Source organism: Mycolicibacterium frederiksbergense (assembly GCF_012223425.1).
Taxonomy (GTDB): Bacteria; Actinomycetota; Actinomycetes; order Mycobacteriales; family Mycobacteriaceae; genus Mycobacterium; species Mycobacterium frederiksbergense.
Genome location: NZ_CP038799.1, coordinates 3,442,370 through 3,459,097 on the forward strand (window position 1 = coordinate 3,442,370; position 16,728 = coordinate 3,459,097).

A 16,728-nucleotide genomic window follows, 5' to 3' on the forward strand; every position below is an offset into this window, starting at 1 on the left:
GTCGCGGCGACCCTGACTACTCCGGCGCCGCCGGGCTGAACCGCAGCAGATGGCGTTTGCCGCCACGGGTTCCCGTGCCGTCCTGGGCCAGCGCCTCCCGGACCGCGTCCCGATAGCCGGTCAGACCGCCGGCCGGTGGCGCGATCACCGAGTCGATATCGTGCTCGTGCATCACTGCATCGCATTCCAGTGATTCGACCAGTGGCCGGGCCAGACCCGACGGGATCGGCGTGACCAGTCCGACCCACCAACTCGCGATCGTCGGGGTCAAGAACGGGAGCACCACGATCACGCGCGGTCGCAGGCCCGCGATATCGGCGTAACCCTGCATCGCGTCGCCGTACTCCATCACATCGGGCCCCCCGATATCCCAGGTCCGCGACGACGGCACCGGTGCCGTTGCGGCCTCCGTGAGGTAGTGCAGCGCATCGGCGACCGAGATCGGCTGGATCTTGTTGTGCACCCATTTGGGGGTCGTCATCGCGGGCAGCCGGTCGGTGAGGTGACGGATCATCTCGAACGAGGCCGAACCCGACCCGATCACGATGCCCGCCTGCAGCACCACGGTCTCGATACCCGACTCGATGAGGATCTGTCCGACCAGCGCGCGCGACTTGAGGTGGCGCGACAGCTCGATGCCCTCGGGGTGCAGACCGCTGAGATAGACGATGCGGCGCACGCCGGCGCTCTTGGCCGCAGCCACCACATTGCGTGCCGAGCGCTCTTCCTCGGCGACGAAGTCCTTCGAGGTGCCCATCGAGTGCACCAGGTAGTAGATGACGTCGATGCCTTCGAAGGCTGCGGTCAACGAGTCGGGGTCACCGAGGTCCCCGCGGGCCACCTCGATGCGGTCCCGCCAGGGGCGGTCGTCCAGCTTCGCGGGGGTGCGGGCCAGCGCACGCACCGGGTAGCCGCGTTCCAGCAGCATCGGCACCAGGTTTCCGCCGATATAGCCTGTCGCACCGGTCACCAAGCAGCGTGGGTTCGTATCCGGCACGGGTCCTCCGATTCATGACGGCGTCTCATGAGGTATTCGGAGCCGACGCGGATCTGGATACCCGGGTGCGGCTCACTCAAACGGGCAACCCGGGTTGGGGACCGGGTTGGCCTGCGCAGAACCCGCCGGATCGATATAGCCGACCCACATCACCAGCGGGTCGGGTCCGAGGTTTCGGCCGAGGTGGACATACCCGGGACCGCTCTGCTCGGTGATCGCACCGCCGGTCGGATAGACGCCGTCGATGTCGCAGTCCGCCCCGTAGTGGGTCAGCGTGCCGGCCCGGATCACGCCGTACACCTGGCCCGGGTGCCAATGCCAGCCGGTGCTCCCGCCGGGGGCGATGGTGAGCTCCTTGGTGATGAAGTCCTGACCGTCCGAGGTGGATTGGGACAAGATCCGTGCCTCGACGCCGACGCTGGGTGTCGCGGACGCGGCCGGCGCCGGAACCAGCGCCGCGCAGGCGACGGCGGCCAGTGCCAAGGAGCGAATTGCTGTCATGAACGGTCACGGTGTCACAGTGCGCGCGCTCGCGGCGGTACTCGGGAGAAAGCGTTGAGGTCACCGCCCATGCGGTGCGCGGGGTGCGACCGGTAACCTTGGGCACGATGAGCGAGCTTCGACTGGCGAGCCGGTGACCATGGGTAAAGGCCGCGCCGAACAACACGGCATCTCGTATGCAACCGCCGGAGTGGATATCGAGGCGGGCGATCGCGCCGTCGAGCTGTTCAAACCCCTTGCCAAGAAGGCCACCCGGCCCGAGGTCCGCGGTGGCCTCGGTGGGTTCGCCGGGCTGTTCGCCCTGCGAGATGGCTATCGCGAGCCGCTGCTGGCGTCCTCGACCGACGGCGTCGGCACCAAACTGGCCATCGCCCAGGCGATGGACAAGCACGACACCGTCGGCCTGGACCTGGTCGCCATGGTGGTCGATGACCTGGTGGTGTGTGGCGCCGAGCCGCTGTTCCTGCAGGACTACATCGCCGTCGGCCGTACCGTGCCGGAACGGGTCGCCGCGATCGTCTCAGGCATCGCCGACGGTTGCGTGCTCGCCGGGTGCGCCCTGCTGGGCGGCGAGACCGCCGAGCATCCCGGGCTGATGGAGCCCGACCACTACGACATCTCGGCCACCGGCGTCGGTGTCGTCGAGGCCGACAACGTGTTGGGCCCGGAGCGGGTCAAGCCCGGAGACGTGATCATCGCGATGGCCTCGACCGGACTGCATTCCAACGGTTACTCGCTGGCCCGCAAGGTGCTCCTGGAGATCGACCGGATGGACCTCTCGGGTCATGTCGAGGAGTTCGGTCGCACGCTCGGTGAAGAACTGCTCGAGCCGACCTACATCTACGCCAAGGACTGCTTGGCGCTGGCCGCCGAGACCCATGTGCGCACCTTCTGCCACGTCACCGGTGGCGGTTTCGCGGGCAACCTGGAACGCATCATCCCGCCCGGCCTGGTGGCCGAGGTGGACCGCGGCACCTGGACCCCGGCACCCGTCTTCGGCATGATCGCCCAGCGCGGGCGCATCGAGCGCGCCGAGATGGAGAAGACGTTCAACATGGGCGTCGGCATGGTCGCCATCGTCGCGCCGGAGGACACCGACCGCGCGTTGGCGATTCTCACCGCACGCCACCTGGCCTGCTGGACGGTCGGAACCGTCGCAAAGGGCACCAAGGATGGGGTGCGAGCTCAGCTCGTCGGGCAGCATCCGCGGTTCTGAGAGGAACACGCGGCGGGCCGCCGGGCGGTCAGCGCCGCCAGTCGTCCTCGTCGGCGTAGCGGTCGGAGGGACCGTCGCTGGTGTTGAAGTCGTCGGCGGCGCTGCTGTTGGACAGCTCGCGCTGAAGCCGCTCGAAATCAGTCTCCGGCGTGTTGTATTTCAGGTCACGAGCAACCTTGGTCTGCTTTGCCTTAGCTCGGCCGCGGCCCATTGGGACCCCCTCGCGCAATAACGGAGCGGCCCGACATGCAGGCGGCTCCGATCTGTGTGTGTCTAATTGTCCTGCCAACACTTTACCGTGCCCCGCGCCGGGCCGCTGGTAGGCCCTTCCTTGCCGCGGTTCTAACCGCCTCCGCTGCGCAGGCGCTCCACCGCCAGCCGTCCCGCACCGACGCCGTCGACGTCCGGGACCGAGTCCGCATCGATCACCGCCGCCACCGCCGACTCGCCACCGGTGGTCAGCTCGGTACCGGCGGGCAGTGCTCGTTTCACCAGCGCCAAGGCGATCGGGCCGTCGTCGACGTGGTCGACGACGGAGCCCAGCCGCCCCACCGCGCGGCCTCCGGCCAGCAGCGGATCGCCGGTCGCCGGACGGTCTGCGGACCCGTCCAGGTGCACGAGCACCAACATCCGGGGCGGTTTCCCGAGATTGTGGACGCGTGCGACGGTCTCCTGGCCGCGATAGCAGCCCTTGTCCAGGTGCACTGCACCCACACCGGGGCCGCCGATCCAGCCGATCTCGTGCGGAATGGTGCGCTCATCGGTGTCTATGCCCAGTCGCGGGCGGATGGCGGCCACCCGGTGCGCCTCATAGGCCCACACGCCGGCCCTGGTGACGCCCGCGGCGGTCAGCGCGGCGATCCAGTCGTCCTTGGCTGCCCGCGGCACCAGCAGATCGTATTCGCCGGGGTGGGTGCCGCGCAGGAATCCGCCCGCGGGCAGCGGTACCGCGGTCCACGGGGCGGGCAGTGCCTCGACCCCGAGAGCCCTCAGCACGTCGGGCCCGGACAAGCCGGGGCCCAGCAGTGAGAGCACCGCCAGGTCGGCGGGTTCGACGGTGACATCGGCCCAGAAGATCATCTTGTGCAGGAAGGCCAGCAGCGGTTCGCCGCGCCACGGTTCGGTGTCCAGCACGGTGACCCCGTCGAGCTCGGTCTGGATCCAGTGATCTTCGACACGACCCTGCCCGTCCAGGCTCAGATTTTGTGCGACAGCCCCGTCGGGTAGGTCGCTGACGTGCTGGCTGGAAATGGTGTGCAACCAGCTGCGGCGCGCCGGACCGGTCAGTTGCAGGACCGCGCGGTGCGAGCGGTCCACCACGACGGCGGCGCCCTCCGCGGCGCGTTGCTCGCCGAGCGGGTCGCCGAAATGCCAGACGGCGCCGGCGTCGGGTCCGGTTTCAGGTGCGGGAACTGCAGACATACCGCCACCTTACGGCGGTTACGCTCGGGCCATGGCTGCCCGATCCGCGGATGTGGTGGTGGATCTCGACGGCGTCCGGCACAGGCCCGCGGCCCCGCTGGTGCGGGCCGTGGACCCGCTACTGACCCACGGTGACGGTGTCTTCGAGACCACGCTGCTGCGCGCCGGCCGTCCGTGTCTGCTGGAAGCCCATCTGGCACGCCTGGTCCGCTCCGCGGCGGTCGCCGGCCTGCCCGGGCCGGACGCGGCCCGCTGGCGCGCGGCGGTGGATATCGCGGCAGCTCACTGGGCTGCCGGGGATGGTGGCGCCGCCGACGGCGTGCTGCGGCTGGTGCACGGGCGGGATGCGTCGTTCGTGGCCGTGTCCGCGGTGCCGGCCCGTGTCGTCGCCGCCCGCCGGGACGGGGTGGCGGCGGTGACGCTGAACCCCGGTCCGCGCAGTGCACTGACGGGTGCCAAGTCGTTGTCCTATGCGCTCAATGTCGCGGCGCTGCAGGAGGCGGCGCGCCGTGGCGCCGGCGACGCGATCTTCGTCGACCACGACGGGTGGGTGCTGGAGGGGCCGCGCTCCTCGGTGGTGATCGCCCAGAGCGAAACCCTGCTGAGCCCGCCGCCGACGATGCCGATCCTGGCCGGCACCACGGTCGGCGCGCTGTTCGAGATCGCGCCGCGCACCGCCTACCGCCCGCTGCGCGTGCCGGATCTTATTGCTGCCGAAGGGATTTGGCTGCTGTCCTCGGTGACGCTCAGCGCGCGCGTGCACACCCTCGACGGGGTGGTGCTGCCGCCGGCGCCGGCCGCCGGCGAGCTGGCCCGTCTGGTGGAGCTCGCGATGTGGCGCTAAATCGGTTGTCGGGTCACGGTTTCGGGAGTACGGTCGCTCGTACACAGGAGAGGAGGTGGTCCGAGAAATTGAGTGACATACGGACAAGTGAGGTGGCTGCTAGCTAGCAGCACCAGGAGTGTGACGGAGCTCTTGGCTCTTTCGCACATGCGCATCGTGCATCCTGCGAGCGCTGGCGAATTCCAAGCAGCCACCCGGCCCCCGAGCCCTTGGTTTGTCCAACCAGGAACAACGGCTCGGGGGCTGCTCCATGTCCGGGGCCGGTCAGCCGATGTAGCGGACCAGCCGAGCCGACAGGTGCGGCACCAGGCCGCCGTCGGCGTCCACCCGCTCCTCGACATAGGCGAGGTCACCGCCCTCGACGATTCCGTAGAGCCGTTTGGCGCCGCCGACGAGCACGCCGGACTTGCTGCGGGCCAGTGCGTCGGTGGCCAGCTCCCAGGATGCCTGGTTGAGCGGGCTGCCGTAGAACAGCTCGACGAAGCCCGCCGAATGGGCGAGCAGCAACTCGATGGCCTGGTTTTCGTCGAGATCGGCGGGGTCGTTGACGAACCGCCAGTACCCGGTCTCGCGGAGATCGGGGGCCTGGAAGTCACCGTCCGCGTTCAACCGCCAGGACCGGGAGTCCCAGTTCAGGTAGTCGCCGCCGTCATGGGAGACGATGATCTGCTGGCCGAAACGGTAGTCACCGTCGGCGTCGCGGCCCTCGCCCTCGCCACGCCACACACCGACGAGCGGCAACAGGGCCAGCAGCGCGGGATGCAGGTCGGCGCCCGCGCGCAGATTCGCGGTGTCCGCGGCGATCGGCAGATCGTCGAAGGCGGGAATGTTGCGGGCCGCGGTGATCTTGGCCCGCTCCAGCGCAGAGGCGACCGCCCGGTCACCAGAGCCGGGAACTGCGTCGCTGTCGGAGCTCACCCCTCGTCGGTGACGAGCCGATAGACGGCGTACAGCGCAAACCAGGTGATGACGACGACGGCCACCACGAGCAGGAATTCGAAGAACAGAACCACGGGGATGATCCTAACCGCCAGAGGTCACCGCGCTCGAGTCGAGGCTCGAGCGCGGTGACGGTGGAGTGACTGAAGCGTCCTCGGCCTAAGCGACCTTGACGTCGATCTCGTGGATGCCGGCACCGGTGGGGGCGATGGTGGCATCGCCGTTGCCGGCGGGGGACAGCGCACGCAGCGTCCAGTTGCCGGGGGCGGCGAAGAACCGGAAGTCACCGGTGGCCGACGCGACGACCTCCGCGGTGAACTCGTCCGAGCCGTCCAGCAGGCGCACGAACGCACCGCCGACGGTCTGGCCGGAGCCGTCCACGACGCGGCCGGTGATGACCGTTTCCTTCTCCAGGTCGACGCCGGCGGGCAACGTCAGTCCTTGCTTCGGTGCAGAGCACATATCAACTTCCCAACTCGATCGGGGCGCCCACGAGGGAGCCGTATTCCGTCCAACTACCGTCGTAGTTCTTGACGTTCTTATGACCCAGCAGCTCCTGCAGCACGAACCAGGTGTGCGAGGAACGCTCACCGATGCGGCAGTAGGCGATGGTCAGCTTGTCGCCGTCCAGACCGGCCTCGGCGTACAGCTTCGCCAGGTCCTCGTCGGACTTGAAGGTGCCGTCCTCGTTGGCCGCCTTGCTCCACGGCACGCTGATGGCGGTGGGGATGTGGCCGGCGCGCTGGCTCTGCTCCTGCGGAAGGTGCGCCGGGGCAAGGATCTTGCCGGAGAACTCGTCGGGGGAGCGGACGTCGACCAGGTTCTTCTCACCGATCGCGGCGATGACCTCGTCGCGGAAAGCGCGGATGTCGTTGTTGGGCGCCGCGGCACTGTACGAAGTAGCAGTACGGGCCGCGACTTCTGTCACCAGGGGGCGCCCGTCGAGCTCCCACTTCTTGCGCCCGCCGTCGAGCAGCTTGACGTCCTCGTGCCCGTACAGCTTGAAGTACCAGTAGGCGTAGGCGGCGAACCAGTTGTTGTTGCCGCCGTACAGGATGACGGTGTCGTCATTGGCGATGCCCTTGTCGGACAACAGCTTCGAGAACTGCTGCTGGTCGACGAAGTCGCGCTTCACCTGATCCTGCAGCTCGGTCTTCCAATCCAGGCGCACGGCGCCCTGGATGTGACCGCCCTCGTAGGCGGACGTGTCCTCGTCGACCTCGACGAAGACCGTTTTCGGCGCGTCGAGATTGCTCTCGGCCCAGTCGGTGGAGACCAGGACGTCGGAGCGTGCCATGAAGTGGTTCCTTTCGGTTGTGTGGTGCGTGAAGGTCAGGCGGGAACGCGGCGGAACCGCGCGACGAGCGGGTAGATCTGGCAGCCCAGGCAGATGCCGAAGGCGGCGTTGAGAAATGCGGCGAACAGTGCGAAGCCGGTGGCGATCAGGCCGGCCGGCGCAACATCGAGTGCGAAGCCGACGGTGCCGACGGCTCCGAAGACGAATCCGACCAGCTGTGCGAACTGCAGCGGAGCGACCGGTTCGCGCTCGGTGACGGGGCTCAACCGGGGTGCGATGAACGTGGCGAACACCGCGCCGTAGGGATGTCGCCGGGGACCCCGCGCGGCACCGATGGCGAAAACCACTGTCTGCAGACCCAGGATGGCGGCGGCGACGGGCATGCTCACCGACGAGGCGAGCAGGGTGACGATCAGGACAGCAGTGGTGATCCAGGCGACGAACCGGGGTCCGCGGACGTCCACCTGGTCGGTATCGGCTGACATGTGAATGCTCCTGTTGCTTGGCTGGGCTGGGCTGGCAGGCCACGAAGGCGCCGGGTGAAAGCGGCGCACCAAGATGAGGGCGCGGCTATCAGCAGCTACGACAACAACAGCAACAACCCGCGGTGCGGCACAGATCGACTGCGCGGCGTTTGGTGAGCAGAAGCTCAAGACGGGCGGTCACGACGTACACAATACCTGTAGGCACCGCCATCAAGCCAATAGCGGTTCGAGCGCCGAGCGCAGGTCAGCGGCTTTCGGGACGCCGGTGGTCCGGTACCGCGGGCGCCCGTCGCCGTCGAAGATGATGGTGGTCGGCAGGGACAACACCGAAAGCCGGCGCGTAGCTTCGGGATTCTGGTCCATATCGATCTCGACATGGGCCACCGCCGGAAGGTCGGCGCACACCTGATCGACCACCCGGCGCACCGCCGCGCAGGGGCCGCACCACGTTGCGGTGAAGTGCAGGATGGTCGGTCCGGTGGTGGAGAGGCCGAGCCCGCTGGTGTCGATATCGGACGCTTCGGCCGCTGCCCGCAACATCCCCGACCGCAGCGTGATCATCTTGCCCACCAGGTACCCGATGCCGAGCACCGCGATCACGATCACGATGACGAGCGTCAGCGAGGTGTTCATGACTGTCTGAACTCGTCCAGTCGCACGGTTAGTCCCTCCGTGATGCCCTCGACGATGATGTCCGACCCGCGGGCGCCCGCGGTCGTGGGTGTCAGGCCGAACGGCAGCCGCTGACCCGGTATCCGGGTGCTGAATGCCTTCAGCACGGCGGCGGTCTTGTCCTCGGGTACCGCCTCGTCCGCGGTGCCGGGTCCGGTCAGTACCCCGGTCGCGGTCAGGACCAGCGTGCTGCCGTCGGGATCGGCGACGGTCAGGTCCACCGCGACGCTGACCCGCTCGTCCAGGTCCGCGGCCGTCGGGGTGCCGGTGAACACCAGATCCTTGCCGCTGGAGATGCCCGACTCGGTGACGCCCTTGAGGCCGTCCTCGGTTTCCCGGGTCGGTGCCTCGACCAACAGGTCCTTGATGCCCATGAACTTTCCGACGTGCGTCGAGTCGATGATGATCCGGGCCTCGGCGACGCCGACCGGCAGGGTTGCGTCCGGGCCGATCAGCCAGGTCGAGTCCGCCAGGTCGATCGAGTGCAGCGTCGCCTCCAACGACACCCTGCCGGTGACCGGGTGCGGCACGCCGTTGGCGCGGATCTCGATCTCACGGTAATGATGCGCGCGTGCCTGGGTGATGAACGGGAATCCCAGGATGCTGGCCCACGGGTCGAAGTGCAGCTGCGCGGCGGTGCGCACGCTGCGGGCCAGCCGGTATTCGGCGTAGATGGCCGCGCCGAAATCGGTTCCGACGGCGCCGAGCACCACCGCCAGGATGGTGGCGAGGACACCGGTCAGCAGCTTGCGCACTGCCACATTCTGTCGCACGCACCGGGCCGCCGAACGGACACCTATCGGTTCCGGTCTGCTAACCAGCAGGTAGCACGGTATTGTTAGGCGATCGTCGGTCGTAACGGCCACGTGTCAACCATGAATCTGGAAGATGACCTCCGACACCGATGTCCCGGGGATGATCCAGGACTCAGGAGGACATTTTGGAACTATTACTTCTGACCGTTGACCCGCACCCGGACACCGTGCTGCCTTCGCTTTCGCTGCTGGCGCACAACGTGCGGACGGCACCGACCGAAGTATCTTCCCTGCTCGAAGCCGGAACCGCCGACATTGCGATCGTCGACGCGCGCACCGACCTGGCCGCCGCGCGTGGCCTGTGTCGTCTGCTGGGCACCACCGGGACCTCGATCCCCGTGGTGGCCGTGGTGAATGAAGGCGGCCTGGTCGCCGTCAACGTGGAATGGGGACTCGACGAGATCCTGCTGCCCGGCACCGGGCCCGCCGAGATCGACGCGCGGCTGCGGCTGTTGGTCGGTCGTCGCGGCGGGGTCGCCGATCAGGAGAGCGTGGGCAAGGTGACGCTCGGCGAGCTCGTCATCGACGAGGGCACCTACACCGCGCGGCTGCGCGGGCGCCCGCTCGACCTCACCTACAAGGAGTTCGAACTCCTCAAGTACCTCGCCCAGCACGCGGGCCGGGTGTTCACGCGTGCCCAGCTGCTGCAGGAGGTCTGGGGGTATGACTTCTTCGGCGGCACCCGCACCGTCGATGTGCACGTGCGGCGGCTGCGTGCCAAGCTCGGGCCGGAGTACGAAGCGTTGATCGGGACCGTCCGCAATGTCGGGTATAAGGCGGTTCGGCCCGCGCGCGGGCGCACGCCGGCCCCGCCGGCCGATGAACTCGAGGACACCGACGACTACGACGGGGAACTCGACGGGGACCTCGGCGAATCCGACTTCGCTTCGGCCGCAGGTTCGTTCGGCCCGCTGCACAGCCAGTGATCGAATGGCGCACCGGGCTGTCCGCCACGGACCGGGCCGGGATCACCGACATCGTCACGTCGGCGACCGCACGCGACGGCGTCGCCCCGGTCGGCGATCAGGTACTGCGTGAGCTGGCCCGCGACGACACCCGGCACCTGCTCGCCCGCGACGGGGACGCGGTGCTCGGCTATCTGAACCTCGCGCCCGGTATGGCGGAGGCCGTGGTCCATCCCGACGCGCGGCGCCGCGGTATCGGGACCGAGTTGGTCCGCACCGGGCTTGCCGAGGGCGGGCCGCAGACCCGGATCTGGGCGCACGGAGATCTACCGGCCGCCCGGGGCCTGGCCTCCGGGCTGGGCCTGCACCCGGTCCGGGAGTTACTGCAGATGCGCCGCCCGCTCAACGACCTGCCTTCCGGGGCGAGCGAAGCGACGGGTAGGCCTTCCGGGGCGAGCGAAGCGACGGGTAAGGCGGCTACCGCCGGGACGCACGAGATCCGCACCTACGCCGGCCCCGGCGACGATGCCGAGTTGCTGCGGGTCAACAACGCTGCCTTCTCCTGGCATCCCGAGCAGGGTGGCTGGACCGAGGCCGACATCGACGAGCGCCGCGCCGAATCGTGGTTCGATCCCGCCGGACTGTTCCTGGCCTTCGAAGGGCCGCGGCTGTTGGGTTTTCACTGGACGAAGGTCCATTCCCGGGATCTCGGTGAGGTGTACGTCGTCGGTGTGGACCCCGACGCGCAGGGACGCGGCCTCGGTGCCGAGCTGACGTTGCTGGGGCTGCATCATCTTGCCGCGCGACTGGGCCCCGAGGCCGACGTCACGCTGTACGTGGAGGGCGACAACACCGCCGCGGTGAAAACCTATCGGCGGCTGGGGTTTGTCGTCTACAGCGCCGATGTCGCCTATGCCGGCAGCTCAGGTGCAGCAGTGGGGATCGAGCACCGCGCATAGCGCTGCGACGGCGTCCCGGCGCGCCGTGTGAAACACACTCATGCCCCGCCGCTGAGACTCCACCAGGCCCGCCTTCCGAAGCTGGGAGAGGTGATGGCTGACGGTCGACTCGGCAAGCCCGAGGGCGCGGGCGAGATCGCTGCTGTTCTCCTCGTCGGCCGAACTGCTGAACAGTAGGGACATCAGCTTGACCCGCGCCGGGTCGGCGAGAGCCTTGAGGCGCAGGGCGATTTCCAGCGCCGCCTGATCGCCCAACGGGCCCGCGGCCACGGGTGCGCAACACACCGGCGCGGACATGTCGAGTAGCGGTAGTGACTTCGGCATGACGACAACTCTACCCACTGCATTGACATATGTCGAAAAGGTGGCATCCTGATGTCGGCGCGCCAATTCGATATAAGTCACACAGGTATGGAGGTATCTGAAATGTCCCGTGTTCAGCTCGCTCTCAACGTCGATGACCTCGATGAGGCCGTCACGTTCTACTCCACGCTCTTCAACACCGAACCGGCCAAGGTGAAGGACGGGTACGCGAACTTCGCGATCACCGAGCCGCCGCTGAAGCTGGTTCTGTTCCAGAATCCCGGTCAGGGCGGCACCATCAACCATCTGGGTGTCGAAGTGGAATCCAGTGCGACGGTGCACTCGGAGATCGCCCGACTCAGCGCCGAGGGCATGTTCACCGATGAGGAGATCGGCGCCACGTGTTGTTTTGCCAAGCAGGACAAGGTCTGGGTGACCGGCCCGGCCGGCGAGAGGTGGGAGGTCTACACCGTGCTGGCCGATTCGGACTCGTTCGGGACCAGCCCGCAGCATTCCGATGATGGTGGTCCCGAAGGCGAAACCTGCTGCGGCAGTTCGGCCCCGGCGACCGATGATGCCAAGGTGGGAGTGGCAGCGAGCTGCTGCTAGTGCACCGCGGCGGCACCGGAAACGGTGAGCGCCTTCAGTGCGGGGATGCCGACAGGTTCGGTCGCCAGTAGCGGTACCACCGCTACCCGACCTGCCTGATCGGCTCGCACCTTGTCGATCTCGGGCAGTTCGGCGACCGCCCGGCGGCGAAGCAAGGGTGAGGTGGGGTGCGCGGCGGCAAGCGAGTTGTCGATGACCCACGCCCACGGGTGGATCTGTGCGCGCACGAGCTCACGCTGCAGGCCCGCTGCTTCGAGCACGGGGGTGGTCTCGGCCAGCGTGACGATGATGACCTTGGTCAGCTCGGGATCCTGCAACCGCATCAGCGGGGTGGTGAAATGCCGGTCGCCCAGTTGTCGGGCGATCTCGCGGTGGTAGGAGCCGGTGGCATCCAGCAGCAACAGTGTGTGGCCGGTCGGGGCGGTGTCGACGACCACGAACATCTTGCGTGATTCGCCGATGGCACGCGAGAAGGCCTGGAACACGGCGACTTCCTCGGTGCAGGGCGAGCGGAGATCCTCTTCGAGCAGCGCTTTTCCCCGGTCGTCGAGGGCGGCGCCCTTGGTGGCCAGCACATGATCGCGGTAGGCGCGGGTCGCCTCGACCGGGTCGATGCTGGAGACCTGCAGATTGTCCATGCTGCCGTGCAGCATGTCGGCGAGGTGGCCGGCGGGATCCGTGGTGGTCAGGTGCACGCTGTGGCCACGCTCGGCGAGGCCGACGGCGATGGCGGCGGCAATGGTGGTCTTGCCGACGCCACCTTTGCCCATGCACATGATCAAGCCGTGGTCCCCGATGGCGAGCTCGTCGACCAGAGCCGCCAGCGGGGCATCGGCCACGTCCAGGGCCAACGGTTCCCCTGTATCGGGGGCACCCGCATCGGGTGTGAACAGTGATGTGAGCGCATCGAGTCCGACGATGTTCGTGGTCTTGAGATCCACCAGATCCATCGGGAGCGAACGCAGTTCCTCGGGCAGATCGGCGATGGCGCGCTGCTCGCGGGTGCGGATCGCTTCGGCGAGCGGGTCGCCGGCGGTGGCAGCGGCAGGCAGCACCCCGTTGATCACGACGTACTGATGGGTGAGGCCTATCGCCGCGAGCTCGCGACGCGTACGGGTGATTTCGGCCAGGGTGGACCTCTGCGCGCGAGCGACGAGCACCAAGCGGGTGCGCCGCGGGTCGGCCAGGGCCGCCACGGCCCCGGCGTAGAGCGCGCGCTGTTTGTCGAGTCCGGACAGTGGCCCCAGGCACGAGGCGTCGCCCTTGCCTTCGTTGAGAAAGTCGGTCCACGAGCCGGGCAGCTGCAGCAGCCGGATGGTGTGCCCGGTCGGCGCGGTGTCGAACACGACGTGATCGAACTGCGTCATCGGGCCGTCCGAATCGGTGAGCAATTCGGTGAATTCGTTGAAGGAGGCGATCTCGGTGGTGCACGACCCGGACAGCTGTTCGGTGATCGACTGTATTTCCTTGTCGGGCAACAGGCCACGCACCGGTCCGATGATCCGCTCGCGATACGCCTCGGCGGCCTGATCCGGATCGATCTCCAGTGCCGACAGCCCTTCTACGGAGGGGATGGCGGTGACGGTGTTGCCGATGGTCAGTCCGAAGACCTGGCCCACGTTGGACGCCGGGTCCGTGCTGACCAATAGAACCCGCTTGCCGTCACGAGCCAGGTGGATCGCGGATGCGCAGGCGATCGAGGTCTTGCCGACCCCGCCCTTGCCGGTGAAGAACAGGAACCGCGGGGACTCCGCCAGGAACTTCACGAGTTCAGCAACAACCGGAAGCATCGGAATCAGTGCTGCCACAGCAACTGTCGCCGAGCAGATTCGTTGTGGCCACGTCGACTCCGGCCCAGATGACCAGCTGGTGGCGATCGGGGTAGCGCCCGGTCATGGCGGTGACGCCATCGACCAAGGTCAACGGGAGACCTTCGGAACCGGCGATCTGGAGGAAGGTACGCACAGATTCGTTCTCGGCGAACGCGCTCGGCTCGCTGGCCAGATTGTAGCGGCAGACATCGCCGCCGCGGCCGGCGACGAAATCCAGGTCGGCGGAGAACGTCACCAGTTGCTGATCCACGTCCTCGCCGCACACGCCTGTCGCGCAACACAATGCGGGCTCGAATACTTCGACCTTGCTCATCGAACAGTCTCCTTGAGTTGGGCCATGAGATCGGCGACCCGGGCCGCGATGTCGTCGCGTACCAGGCGCATCCGTTCGATGCCGTCGATTCCGCGTTCGGAGGGCTCATCGGTGTCCCAGTTCTGGAACTCGGTGCCGGGGACCGGTTCGAGCCGGGCTTCCCGTCCGAGGATCACCACTACGTCGACATCGCGAACCAGTTGTGGATCAACTGCTTTCGGTGTTTCGTCGCTGATATCGACCCCGACCTCGCGCAGGCTCTCCGCGGAGAGCGCGTTGATGGTGGATCCCGGTGTGGTACCGGCGGAATATACGTCCACGTCGTCGTCGGCGAGTTGGCGCATCAGCCCGGCCGCCATCTGCGATTTGCCGCCGTTCTTCGCGCAGACGAACAACACGGCTGGTTTGCGGGTCATTTCTGCTCCTCGACCGCGGGGGTGGACGGTGAGGCGAATCGTCCACGCAGCGCCAGCGATACGTACACCAGCGCAACCAGGACGGGGACCTCGATGAGTGGGCCGACGACTCCGGCGAGGGCCTGCCCGGACGTCACGCCGTAGGTGGCGATGGCCACCGCGATCGCCAGCTCGAAATTGTTGCCTGCTGCGGTGAACGCCAAGGTGGTGGTGCGCTCGTAGCCGAGTCCGATCGCGGCGCCCAGCAGGTAGCCGCCGCCCCACATGATGGCGAAGTAGGCCAGCAACGGTAGCGCGATCCGCGCGACATCCCACGGTCGCGAGATGATCTGATCACCCTGCAGGGCAAAAAGAATGACGATGGTGAAGAGCAGGCCGTAGAGCGCCCACGGCCCGATCTTGGGCAGGAACCGGGACTCGTACCAGTCGCGGCCCTTGGCTTTTTCGCCGAACCGGCGGGTGAGGTAGCCGGCTATCAGCGGAATGCCGAGGAAGATGAGGACCGACTTGGCGATCTGCCATACCGAGGTGTCGATGGACGTCTGCTCCAGACCGAGCCAGCCCGGCAGCACGGACAGGTAGAACCAGCCGAGCACGGCGAACATGAACACCTGGAACACCGAGTTGATGGCGACCAGAACGGCGGCGGCCTCCCGGTCTCCACATGCGAGGTCGTTCCAGATGATGACCATGGCGATGCAGCGGGCCAGGCCCACGATGATCAGTCCGGTGCGGTACTCCGGTAGGTCCGGCAACATCAGCCAGGCCAGTGCGAACATCAGCGCCGGACCGAACACCCAGTTCAGTACCAGCGAGGACAGCAGCAGCTTGCGGTCCCCGGTCACCGAGTCGAGGCGGTCGTAGCGGACCTTGGCCAGCACCGGATACATCATCACCAACAGGCCGATGGCGATCGGGAGCGAAACGCCGTCGAACTCGACGGCACCGAGCGTGTCGCCGAGGCCGGGAATGAGCCTGCCGAGCAGCAGGCCTGCCACCATGGCGATGCCGATCCACACCGGCAGCATGCGGTCCAGCGCGGACAGTTTCTTGACCACCGCGGACTGATCGGCGGTGGTGGGGGTGGTGCTCATCGCACGGTCTCCTCGGTACACGCATCGGATGGTGTGGGGGTTCCGCTCTCGACCTGCAGGATGGTCGAAAGCTGTTGTAGTGCTTCGGGAATGGCCCGGTAGTACACCCACGAGCCGCGTCGCTCGCTGTCCAGGATCCCGGCGGCGCGCAGCACCTTGAGGTGGTGGGAGATGGTCGGCTGGGACAGGTCGAAGGTGCTGGAGATGTCGCAGACGCACGCTTCGCCGCCGGCACTGCTGGCGATCAGGCTCAGCAGGCGCAGCCGGACCGGATCTCCCAGTGCCTTGAACATCTGGGCCAGCGGCGTGCATGTGTTTTCGTCGAGTGCTGCGCGCCCGATGGGCGGGCCGACCCTTAGCAGTGACTTCGACATATATCTATATTGACATCTATCGAATCTGCACACAATGGGCCGGACCACGGCACACCTATGCGTGCACCGGCACGTCGAGTTCGGCGAGCAGGATGCGAACCCGCCGCTCGATCTCGTCGCGGATGGGCCTGACCGCGTCGACGCCCTGGCCGTGCGGGTCTTCGAGCACCCACTCCTCGTAGCGGCGTCCCGGGAAGATCGGACAGGCATCGCCGCACCCCATGGTGATGATCGCGTCGGCTGCCTGCACGATCTCGTCCGTCCACGGCTTCGGGTACTCACGGGAGATGTCGATGCCCCGTTCGGCCATCGCCGCGACCGCGGCGGGGTTCACTTCGTCGCCGGGTTCGGAACCGCCCGACCACGCGACCGCGGCATCGCCGGCGAGATGGGTGAAGAAGCCCAACGCCATCTGCGAGCGGCCGGCGTTGTGGGTGCACAGGAACAGCACGATCGGCTTTCCGTCGTTGGCCTTGCCCTCGACCTTGGCCAGGGCGCGCAGGCGTTGACGGGCGAAGCGCTCGGCGAGCAGGGGCAGAAAGTTGGGCACGCTGGCCCGGCCGGCGAACTGTTCGTAGGACGTGTGCAGGAACAGCTCGATCGTCTCGGTGCCGAACATGCTCTCGAAGTCCTTCTGAAGCCGTGTTGCGGCTGTCTTCAGGGCCAGTCGCTGGTCGATCGACAGGTCGTGACGCAGGTGCGGATGGCTCTCGGTGATGTTGTCGCTCATGTGCT

At 67.4% G+C, this 16,728-nt stretch carries 23 protein-coding genes; 5 read left to right on the forward strand and 18 right to left on the reverse strand.

The features are described 5' to 3' along the window. Positions 1-16: 16 nt before the first annotated feature. Together EXE63_RS19645 and EXE63_RS19650 are read right to left on the reverse strand one after the other, a co-directional pair. On the reverse strand, positions 17-928 hold the full coding sequence (locus tag EXE63_RS19645; protein WP_436277757.1) for an NAD(P)H-binding protein: 912 nt from the start codon (positions 926-928) through the stop codon (positions 17-19). A 141-nt stretch (positions 929-1,069) separates the two neighbouring features. Further along, a complete protein-coding gene (locus EXE63_RS19650) occupies positions 1,070-1,498 on the reverse strand; it encodes a cupin domain-containing protein (RefSeq protein ID WP_168143306.1) in 429 nt (142 codons plus the stop codon). Positions 1,499-1,637: 139 nt separating this feature from the next. Here EXE63_RS19650 and purM point away from each other — a divergent pair, with 139 nt between their 5' ends. Next, the gene (gene purM, locus EXE63_RS19655) at positions 1,638-2,714 is read left to right on the forward strand and encodes a phosphoribosylformylglycinamidine cyclo-ligase (protein WP_168145664.1); all 1,077 of its coding nucleotides are present in this window, start codon (positions 1,638-1,640) and stop codon (positions 2,712-2,714) included. A 28-nt stretch (positions 2,715-2,742) separates the two neighbouring features. On the opposite strand, the gene EXE63_RS19660 is transcribed toward purM, so the two are convergent. Both EXE63_RS19660 and ygfZ read right to left on the reverse strand, forming a co-directional pair. Next, positions 2,743-2,925, reverse strand: a complete 183-nt coding sequence (locus EXE63_RS19660; protein WP_105363494.1) for a DUF3073 domain-containing protein — start codon at positions 2,923-2,925, stop codon at positions 2,743-2,745. Positions 2,926-3,056: 131 nt separating this feature from the next. Further along, positions 3,057-4,136, reverse strand: a complete 1,080-nt coding sequence (ygfZ, locus tag EXE63_RS19665; protein WP_168143307.1) for a CAF17-like 4Fe-4S cluster assembly/insertion protein YgfZ — start codon at positions 4,134-4,136, stop codon at positions 3,057-3,059. A gap of 52 nt (positions 4,137-4,188) precedes the next feature. Between ygfZ and EXE63_RS19670 the strand changes: the two genes are divergently transcribed. Continuing rightward, positions 4,189-4,980, forward strand: coding sequence for an aminodeoxychorismate lyase (locus EXE63_RS19670; protein ID WP_210000835.1), 792 nt, complete (start codon positions 4,189-4,191; stop codon positions 4,978-4,980). A 264-nt stretch (positions 4,981-5,244) separates the two neighbouring features. On the opposite strand, the gene EXE63_RS19675 is transcribed toward EXE63_RS19670, so the two are convergent. The 7 genes from EXE63_RS19675 to lmeA form a co-directional block, all read right to left on the reverse strand. Beyond that, positions 5,245-5,898, reverse strand: coding sequence for a heme-binding beta-barrel domain-containing protein (locus EXE63_RS19675; RefSeq protein WP_168143309.1), 654 nt, complete (start codon positions 5,896-5,898; stop codon positions 5,245-5,247). 180 nt (positions 5,899-6,078) lie between these two features. Further along, a complete protein-coding gene (locus EXE63_RS19680) occupies positions 6,079-6,381 on the reverse strand; it encodes a DUF1416 domain-containing protein (protein WP_168143310.1) in 303 nt (100 codons plus the stop codon). 1 nt (position 6,382) lies between these two features. Beyond that, on the reverse strand, positions 6,383-7,216 hold the full coding sequence (locus tag EXE63_RS19685) for a sulfurtransferase (RefSeq protein WP_105364832.1): 834 nt from the start codon (positions 7,214-7,216) through the stop codon (positions 6,383-6,385). A 35-nt stretch (positions 7,217-7,251) separates the two neighbouring features. Beyond that, positions 7,252-7,701, reverse strand: coding sequence for a DUF4395 domain-containing protein (locus EXE63_RS19690; protein ID WP_168143311.1), 450 nt, complete (start codon positions 7,699-7,701; stop codon positions 7,252-7,254). An 88-nt stretch (positions 7,702-7,789) separates the two neighbouring features. Continuing rightward, positions 7,790-7,912 carry an Ms5788A family Cys-rich leader peptide gene (locus EXE63_RS33500; protein WP_366515282.1) on the reverse strand — a complete coding sequence of 41 codons (123 nt, stop codon included), beginning with the start codon at positions 7,910-7,912 and terminating at the stop codon, positions 7,790-7,792. Further along, positions 7,912-8,334, reverse strand: a complete 423-nt coding sequence (locus tag EXE63_RS19695) for a thioredoxin family protein (RefSeq protein WP_168143312.1) — start codon at positions 8,332-8,334, stop codon at positions 7,912-7,914. The genes EXE63_RS33500 and EXE63_RS19695 overlap by 1 nt, the downstream gene beginning before the upstream one ends. Beyond that, positions 8,331-9,146, reverse strand: coding sequence for a mannan chain length control protein LmeA (lmeA, locus tag EXE63_RS19700; protein WP_168143313.1), 816 nt, complete (start codon positions 9,144-9,146; stop codon positions 8,331-8,333). The genes EXE63_RS19695 and lmeA overlap by 4 nt, the downstream gene beginning before the upstream one ends. A 167-nt stretch (positions 9,147-9,313) precedes the next feature. On the opposite strand from lmeA, the gene EXE63_RS19705 reads away from it, so the two are divergent. Then, positions 9,314-10,114, forward strand: coding sequence for a winged helix-turn-helix transcriptional regulator (locus EXE63_RS19705; RefSeq protein WP_168143314.1), 801 nt, complete (start codon positions 9,314-9,316; stop codon positions 10,112-10,114). Further along, positions 10,111-11,052: a mycothiol synthase gene (gene mshD / locus EXE63_RS19710; protein WP_168143315.1), complete on the forward strand. Its 942-nt coding sequence runs from the start codon at positions 10,111-10,113 to the stop codon at positions 11,050-11,052. Before EXE63_RS19705 ends, mshD begins: the two co-directional genes overlap by 4 nt. On the opposite strand, the gene EXE63_RS19715 is transcribed toward mshD, so the two are convergent. Beyond that, positions 11,017-11,376, reverse strand: a complete 360-nt coding sequence (locus tag EXE63_RS19715; protein ID WP_168143316.1) for an Rv2640c family ArsR-like transcriptional regulator — start codon at positions 11,374-11,376, stop codon at positions 11,017-11,019. The two genes, mshD and EXE63_RS19715, sit on opposite strands and share 36 nt — an antisense overlap. A gap of 102 nt (positions 11,377-11,478) precedes the next feature. On the opposite strand from EXE63_RS19715, the gene EXE63_RS19720 reads away from it, so the two are divergent. Next, a complete protein-coding gene (locus EXE63_RS19720) occupies positions 11,479-11,964 on the forward strand; it encodes an ArsI/CadI family heavy metal resistance metalloenzyme (RefSeq protein ID WP_168143317.1) in 486 nt (161 codons plus the stop codon). Here the strand turns inward: EXE63_RS19720 and arsA are convergent. The 6 genes from arsA to EXE63_RS19750 are packed head-to-tail and all read right to left on the reverse strand — an operon-like array spanning position 11,961 to position 16,723. Further along, positions 11,961-13,730 carry an arsenical pump-driving ATPase gene (gene arsA, locus EXE63_RS19725; RefSeq protein WP_168143318.1) on the reverse strand — a complete coding sequence of 590 codons (1,770 nt, stop codon included), beginning with the start codon at positions 13,728-13,730 and terminating at the stop codon, positions 11,961-11,963. The genes EXE63_RS19720 and arsA overlap by 4 nt on opposite strands. A 4-nt stretch (positions 13,731-13,734) precedes the next feature. Then, complete coding sequence (gene arsD / locus EXE63_RS19730) at positions 13,735-14,109, reverse strand: arsenite efflux transporter metallochaperone ArsD (RefSeq protein ID WP_168143319.1); 375 nt, start codon at positions 14,107-14,109, stop codon at positions 13,735-13,737. After that, positions 14,106-14,525 (reverse strand): arsenate-mycothiol transferase ArsC, encoded by a 420-nt coding sequence (locus tag EXE63_RS19735; RefSeq protein ID WP_168143320.1) that lies wholly within the window; start codon positions 14,523-14,525, stop codon positions 14,106-14,108. The genes arsD and EXE63_RS19735 overlap by 4 nt, the downstream gene beginning before the upstream one ends. After that, the gene (gene arsB, locus EXE63_RS19740; protein WP_168143321.1) at positions 14,522-15,619 is read right to left on the reverse strand and encodes an ACR3 family arsenite efflux transporter; all 1,098 of its coding nucleotides are present in this window, start codon (positions 15,617-15,619) and stop codon (positions 14,522-14,524) included. Before arsB ends, EXE63_RS19735 begins: the two co-directional genes overlap by 4 nt. Continuing rightward, the gene (locus tag EXE63_RS19745; protein WP_168143322.1) at positions 15,616-15,993 is read right to left on the reverse strand and encodes an ArsR/SmtB family transcription factor; all 378 of its coding nucleotides are present in this window, start codon (positions 15,991-15,993) and stop codon (positions 15,616-15,618) included. The genes arsB and EXE63_RS19745 overlap by 4 nt, the downstream gene beginning before the upstream one ends. A 55-nt stretch (positions 15,994-16,048) precedes the next feature. After that, positions 16,049-16,723 (reverse strand): arsenate reductase ArsC, encoded by a 675-nt coding sequence (locus EXE63_RS19750; protein ID WP_168143323.1) that lies wholly within the window; start codon positions 16,721-16,723, stop codon positions 16,049-16,051. Positions 16,724-16,728 lie beyond the last annotated feature (5 nt).

Bases quoted from the DNA above. Each gene is read 5' to 3' on its own strand.
- EXE63_RS19750 (WP_168143323.1), bottom strand. From the start codon at position 16,723: ATGAGCGACAACATCACCGAGAGCCATCCGCACCTGCGTCACGACCTG.
- purM (WP_168145664.1), top strand. From the start codon at position 1,638: ATGGGTAAAGGCCGCGCCGAACAACACGGCATCTCGTATGCAACCGCC.
- EXE63_RS19650 (WP_168143306.1), bottom strand. From the start codon at position 1,498: ATGACAGCAATTCGCTCCTTGGCACTGGCCGCCGTCGCCTGCGCGGCG.
- EXE63_RS19660 (WP_105363494.1), bottom strand. From the start codon at position 2,925: ATGGGCCGCGGCCGAGCTAAGGCAAAGCAGACCAAGGTTGCTCGTGAC.
- ygfZ (WP_168143307.1), bottom strand. From the start codon at position 4,136: ATGTCTGCAGTTCCCGCACCTGAAACCGGACCCGACGCCGGCGCCGTC.
- EXE63_RS19685 (WP_105364832.1), bottom strand. From the start codon at position 7,216: ATGGCACGCTCCGACGTCCTGGTCTCCACCGACTGGGCCGAGAGCAAT.
- EXE63_RS19735 (WP_168143320.1), bottom strand. From the start codon at position 14,525: ATGACCCGCAAACCAGCCGTGTTGTTCGTCTGCGCGAAGAACGGCGGC.
- EXE63_RS19745 (WP_168143322.1), bottom strand. From the start codon at position 15,993: ATGTCGAAGTCACTGCTAAGGGTCGGCCCGCCCATCGGGCGCGCAGCA.
- EXE63_RS19645 (WP_436277757.1), bottom strand. From the start codon at position 928: ATGCTGCTGGAACGCGGCTACCCGGTGCGTGCGCTGGCCCGCACCCCC.
- EXE63_RS19715 (WP_168143316.1), bottom strand. From the start codon at position 11,376: ATGCCGAAGTCACTACCGCTACTCGACATGTCCGCGCCGGTGTGTTGC.
- EXE63_RS33500 (WP_366515282.1), bottom strand. From the start codon at position 7,912: ATGGCGGTGCCTACAGGTATTGTGTACGTCGTGACCGCCCGTCTTGAG.
- arsB (WP_168143321.1), bottom strand. From the start codon at position 15,619: ATGAGCACCACCCCCACCACCGCCGATCAGTCCGCGGTGGTCAAGAAA.
- EXE63_RS19695 (WP_168143312.1), bottom strand. From the start codon at position 8,334: ATGAACACCTCGCTGACGCTCGTCATCGTGATCGTGATCGCGGTGCTC.
- arsD (WP_168143319.1), bottom strand. From the start codon at position 14,109: ATGAGCAAGGTCGAAGTATTCGAGCCCGCATTGTGTTGCGCGACAGGC.
- EXE63_RS19680 (WP_168143310.1), bottom strand. From the start codon at position 6,381: ATGTGCTCTGCACCGAAGCAAGGACTGACGTTGCCCGCCGGCGTCGAC.
- EXE63_RS19720 (WP_168143317.1), top strand. From the start codon at position 11,479: ATGTCCCGTGTTCAGCTCGCTCTCAACGTCGATGACCTCGATGAGGCC.
- EXE63_RS19690 (WP_168143311.1), bottom strand. From the start codon at position 7,701: ATGTCAGCCGATACCGACCAGGTGGACGTCCGCGGACCCCGGTTCGTC.